Source organism: Moorena sp. SIO3B2 (assembly GCF_010692525.1).
Taxonomy (GTDB): Bacteria; Cyanobacteriota; Cyanobacteriia; order Cyanobacteriales; family Coleofasciculaceae; genus Moorena; species Moorena producens.
The window spans coordinates 1-5630 of record NZ_JAAHHE010000376.1; the positions used below are offsets into that span (position 1 = coordinate 1).

At 46.3% G+C, this 5630-nt stretch carries 3 protein-coding genes; 2 read left to right on the forward strand and 1 reads right to left on the reverse strand.

Annotated features, from left to right (window positions below):
* Window positions 1–280 precede the first annotated feature (280 nt).
* Window positions 281–1630 (forward strand): ATP-binding protein, encoded by a 1350-nt coding sequence (locus F6K38_RS34005; protein ID WP_287263798.1) that lies wholly within the window; start codon window positions 281–283, stop codon window positions 1628–1630.
* Here F6K38_RS34005 and F6K38_RS34010 read toward each other — a convergent pair.
* Window positions 1590–1721: a hypothetical protein gene (locus F6K38_RS34010; protein ID WP_287359507.1), complete on the reverse strand. Its 132-nt coding sequence runs from the start codon at window positions 1719–1721 to the stop codon at window positions 1590–1592. The two genes, F6K38_RS34005 and F6K38_RS34010, sit on opposite strands and share 41 nt — an antisense overlap.
* A gap of 79 nt (window positions 1722–1800) precedes the next feature.
* Between F6K38_RS34010 and F6K38_RS34015 the strand changes: the two genes are divergently transcribed.
* Window positions 1801–5630, forward strand: a 3830-nt coding sequence (locus F6K38_RS34015) for an nSTAND1 domain-containing NTPase (protein WP_287359509.1), incomplete at its 3' end; no start/stop codon positions are given.

Consider the following 5630-nt stretch of genomic DNA (forward strand, 5'->3'; position numbering starts at 1 on the left):
TGATAGCTGATAGCTGAATGCTTACATTTTATCCTCCAAGTCATTAAGCTAGTGGGATCACTTTGGCTGATCAGGCTCACAGGCTCAATCACCAGGCTCACAGGCTGATGCGATCGCACTTGCCTAAATTAGCCTACCCTTAGTGCAATGGATTACTATAGACAAAAATAACCTATTAGTGTACCCAAAAACGAATTAGAACTCGCAGCATTACTAATGATACATATACAGTCTTGAACCCTTGATGAGCTGACACCCCACACCCCACACCCCACACCTGATGACTCTAAATTTCACCGAGTTTTACAAAGCCACTAACCCCAGCAAAACCCTTGATCTAACCCAGCCAGAAGACGAGAAGCTCTATATCGATTTTTCTTCTGTCCGAGGAGGAGCACTGATTGAGCAACTGAAAGCGCAAATTACTCTATTCTCGGAAGACCAGCCCACTTGTCAATTATTTACCGGACATATTGGTTGTGGGAAGTCTACGGAATTATCTCGACTCAAGGCTGAGTTGCTAGCAGAAGACTTTCATGTGGTTTACTTCGAGTCGGATCAGGACTTGGAAATGAACGATGTGGATGTGGGGGATATTTTATTAGTTATTGCTCGCCAGGTCAGTGAAAGTTTGGAAGCTAGCCAGGTTAACTTACAACTAAAAGGCTTTAAAGCTTTCCTACAGGACATTACCAACTTGTTAGATTCGGATGTAACTGGGGTTGAGGTTAAGATTCCCAAGGTTGGTGGGATTGGGGTCAAGGAAAAACAGGGAGAGTATTCCTTATCGGTAGGGATTGGCAAGATTACCACGAGAGCCAAAAATAGCCCAACCTTGCGTAATCGGTTGCGGGATTATATCGAACCTCGTACCAAAACCATTATTGATGTGATTAATACCGAGTTGATTGAACCTGCGATCGCTCAACTCCAACACCAGGGAAAACGGGGACTAGTGGTAATCGTGGATAACCTTGACCGGGTGGAAATTGTGCCCAAGCCTTGGGGCAGACCACAACCGGAATATTTATTTGTAGACCGGGGAGAACAGTTGCGCCAACTCAACTGTCATGTTATATATACGATGCCCCTAGGGCTACGATTTTGTAATGATATCGTCCGGCTTACCAATCGTTTCGGGGTTGAGCCGAAGGTGTTGCCAATGGTGCCAGTGACGCAACGGAATGGTAAGGAATGTGAGGAAGGAATGGCAAGGCTCAGAGCCATGGTAATGGCTAGAGCTTTTCCTAAGCTAGCATCAGCGCAACGGTTGCAGAAGATTCCGGAAGTGTTTGATGCACCGGAAACCCTGGACAGACTCTGTTCTATCAGTGGTGGTCATGTGCGGGAGTTACTGGCAATGATTCGGGATTGGATTATGGTGGAAGGCAAGTTACCGCTATCCCGAGCAGGGTTAGACCAGGTTATTCGTAGTCGCTGTAATAAAATCAGATTAGCGATTGATGAAAAGGAGTGGGAATTATTGCGTCAGGTGCATCAGAGCCAAGAAGTAAGTGGTGACGACCATTATCGGGTGCTGGTGCGTAGTCTATTTGTGTATGAATACTATGACGCTCAAGGGTCTTGGTTTACAGTGAATCCGATTCTAGTAGAAACAGGAAAGTTATAGCGGCGGGAATCGGGAATCGGGAATCGGGAATCGGGAATCGGGAATCGGGAATCGGGAATCGGGAATCGGGAATTGGGAATTGGGTTAGCAAGAATGCGCTTTGAGATTGATATTAGCAATTATTGCTTCGTTGAATTTGGAAACACCATTACACCCATTGCCATAACTCAATGACTAATCGTCAGCCACAGGATGATCATCAACAGCTATTGAAGCAGCTGGCTTGGGCAATGGAAATGGGAGCCGGTGAAAAGGAATTTTCCTTAATCTTTGCCCATTGTAATTATACCCAGTGGCGAGACCAGTTGATTCAACAGCTGGCCGAGGTTTGTTCCGTAGAGATTCTCCCGATTGGGCTAACTCCGGAGGTCACTCAGCTCTACAGGACTATATACAGCCACATTCAATCCCAACTGGCACAACAACCGCCCCAAGGGATTATGGTTTATGGCTTTGAGGTGGTCAGAAACCTTGAGCAACTGCTCAGATTAGCCAATCGAGTCCGGGAAGAGTTTCGGAAACAGTTCCATGTCCCGGTTTTATTTTGGGTAGATGATCGAGTCTATTCCCAATTCCTGCACTCCGCCAGGGATTTGGCCAGTTGGGGAACCGGTTCACCCCTGGACTTTCAAATCTCTACCGCTGACGTAATCGAATTTATCCAACAGGTTACTGATCTTGGGTTTGCTCAAGTCTTAGCCGCTGGAGCTGCTGAGGTTCTTAACCATAAACATAATCTCAGTAACCAGCAGCTGGCTGACTTACGCCAAGCTTGGCAAGACTTGCAACATCGGCAGGTAGAATTAGCGCTAGACTTAGAAGCTAGTGTGGAATTTATTTTAGGTCGAGGAATTCCCGATGATCTCAAGCAGTCCCAAGAGCATTATCAACGAAGTATAGACCTGTGGGAACGTCTTCTGCGAGCTTACCCCTCTTCCCGCTCTGCCGACCGCGAATATCTAATCCGATACGGATGTGTTCTTTTCCATATGGGGCAATTGTACCGTACCTATGCCGATCAAAACCGGAATCAGCATAAGCAACATTGCCTACGGGCTAGGGAATATTTTGTGCGATCGCATTATTGGTTTGAGAAAGCTAAGCGTCTAGACTTAGTGGCTAAGTTTATCAATCCCTTGGGGGAAATTTTACAAAGACTAGGGCTATGGCATGAGTTAGATCACTTAGCTAAAAAAGCCTTAACCCTCCATCAGGAATATCCCAACCCAGTCTGGCTTGCTCATGATTACGGCTTTCTAGAGGCAGAAGTCGCCATCTCTCGCTCCCAATGGCATCGAGTCAAGGAGTTGGCAACTCAAGCACTGGAAATCCTTACCGATGCCAAGAATTCTGTTCACCTCCCTGGTGACCTGACGCGGGAGCAGTTGGACTGGGCGTGGGGACTTCATCAAGGTTGGTATCGCTTATCCTTAGGCAGAGCCTACAAGCATCTTGGTGAACCCCAGAAAGGGATTGCCCATCTTGAGCTTGCCAAAGACCAAACCCTACCTAAGTTTAATCCTGATCTATATATTAAAATTCTGGCAGAATTGCGACAGCTCTACTTTGACCAAGGGGAGTATCAAAGAGCTTTCTCAGTTAAGGCATACCAGCAATCAATCGAGTATCAGTTCCGGTTTCGGGCATTTGTGGGCGTTGGTCAATTATCTCTCAACCAAGGAATCAGGGATACTCAGGTGGCTGATCGCATTGCTGTCTCTGGTCGAGAGCAAGCTATTAATGACTTAGTGGAGCGTATTGCTCGCACAGACCACAAACTAACGCTAATTTGTGGCTCCTCCGGCGTGGGTAAAAGTTTTCTACTTGAATCTGGTTTAATTCCTAGATTACAGCAAGAGATTATTGCCGCTCGGGATGTGGAGCCGGTGTTGCTGACAGTTTATAACCGGTGGGAGTATAGCTTGGCTAAAAGGATAGTTGGCACAGAGCAGAGGGGAGAGGGGGATGAAATTCTGGGCAAAATTCTCCACCAGCTGGGACACAATGGTGACAGTAATCGACTGACTGTGCTAATTTTCGACCAGTTTGAAGAATTTTTCTTTCAGTATCCTCAGCCACAGCAACGGCGAGTTTTTTATCAATTTGTAAAAGACTGTCTAGACCTTGAGGCGGTAAAGGTTATTCTAGCCTTACGAGAAGATTATATCTATTATTTATTAGAGTGTAATAACCGCCTAATTAGTTTAGATGTCGTCAATAATGATATCCTCAGCAAGGATGTCCTATATTACTTAGGTAATTTTACTCAGTCCCAGGCCAAAGCGGTGATTGAACGGTTAACGAAGCAGGCTAAGTTTTCCTTAGAACCAGAGTTGATTGAGCAATTGGTCAAAGATTTAGCAGCAGAAACAGGAGAAGTACGTCCGATTGAGTTGCAGGTGGTGGGAGCGCAATTAGAAACCGAGGAAATAGTCACCTTGGAGAGGTATAAGAAAGGGGGCGATAAGGAAAAACTAGTAGAGCGTTATCTGGACGCTGTGGTTACCGATTGTGGACCTGAACACCAAGAAACTACCTGGCAATTGTTGTTTCTCTTGACTGATGACAAGCAATTGAGACCCTTAAGAACGCAGAGTGAATTAGCTACCGGGTTAAGGTTAACCCCAGAGCAACTCACCTTGATTTTGGATATTTTAGTGAGCTCAGGTTTAGTGTTTCAAATTCCACTAGGAACAGAAGAATTATATCAGTTAGTTCATGATTATTTAGTACATCCAATTCGGAAAATATTGGCAAATTTTGAGGAAGAAAAGCGGATTTTAGAGCAATGGAAGCAAGAAGGAGCAAAACTAGAACGAGCAGGATTTGAACATCTTAACCAATTTAAATATAGCCCGTTTGATACCTTACTAGCAGCTATGGAGACCGGGAAAGCCTTGAAAGCAATGGTCACGAAAAATACTCCCTGGAAAGACTATCCTGCTGCTAGTCCTTTACTGGCTTTACAACAGATTCTTGACCACATTGAGGAGCGTAGACTTGGGAAGCATCTACTAGCTTTACAAATGATTCTTGACCACATTCAGGAGCCTAGACTTGGAAAGCATCAGGGTAAGGTTAGGCAGGTGGAATTTAGCCAGGATGGTCAGCATCTGGCTAGCGCTGGAGTTGACGGAATCGTGAAGTTGTGGAATCTCAAAACTGGGCAAGTCCAACAAGAATTTAAGGAGCATCAGGGTAGGGTTACCCAGATGGAATTTAGCCAGGATGGTCAGCTGCTGGCTAGCGCTGGATTTGACGGAATTGTCAGGTTGTGGAATGTCAACACTGGGCAAGTCAAAGAATTTAAGGGGCATCGGGGTAAGGTTAGGCAGGTGGCATTGAGCTGGGATGGTCAGCTGCTGGCTAGCGCTGGATTTGACGGAATCATGAGGGTTTGGGATGTCAAAACTGGGCAAGTCCAAGAATTTAAAGGACATCAGGGTAAGGTTAGGAAGGTGACATTGAGCCAGGATGGTCAGCTGCTGGCTAGCGCTGGATTTGACGGAATCGTCAGGTTGTGGAATGTCAACACTGGGCAAGTCCAGGAATTGAAGGGGCATCAGGGTTGGGTTGACCAGGTGGCATTGAGCCGGGATGGTCAGCTGCTGGCTAGCGCTGGATTTGACGGAATTGTCAGGTTGTGGAATGTCAACACTGGGCAAGTCCAAGCATTAAAAGGCCATCAGGGTAGAGTTTACCAGGTGGAATTTAGCTGGGATAGTCAACTCCTTGCTAGTGCTGGAGTTGACGGAATCGTGAGATTGTGGGATGTCAACACTGGACAAGTCCAAGCATTAAAAGGCCATCAGGGTAGAGTTTACCAGCTGGCATTGAGCCAGGACGGCCAGCTGCTGGCTAGCGCTAGAGTTGACGGAATCGTGAGATTGTGGGACGTCAAAACTAGGCAAATCCAGGAATTGAAAGGGCATCAGGGTTGGGTTGACCAGGTGGAATTTAGTCCGGATGGTCAGCTGCTGGCTAGCGCTGGAGTTGACCG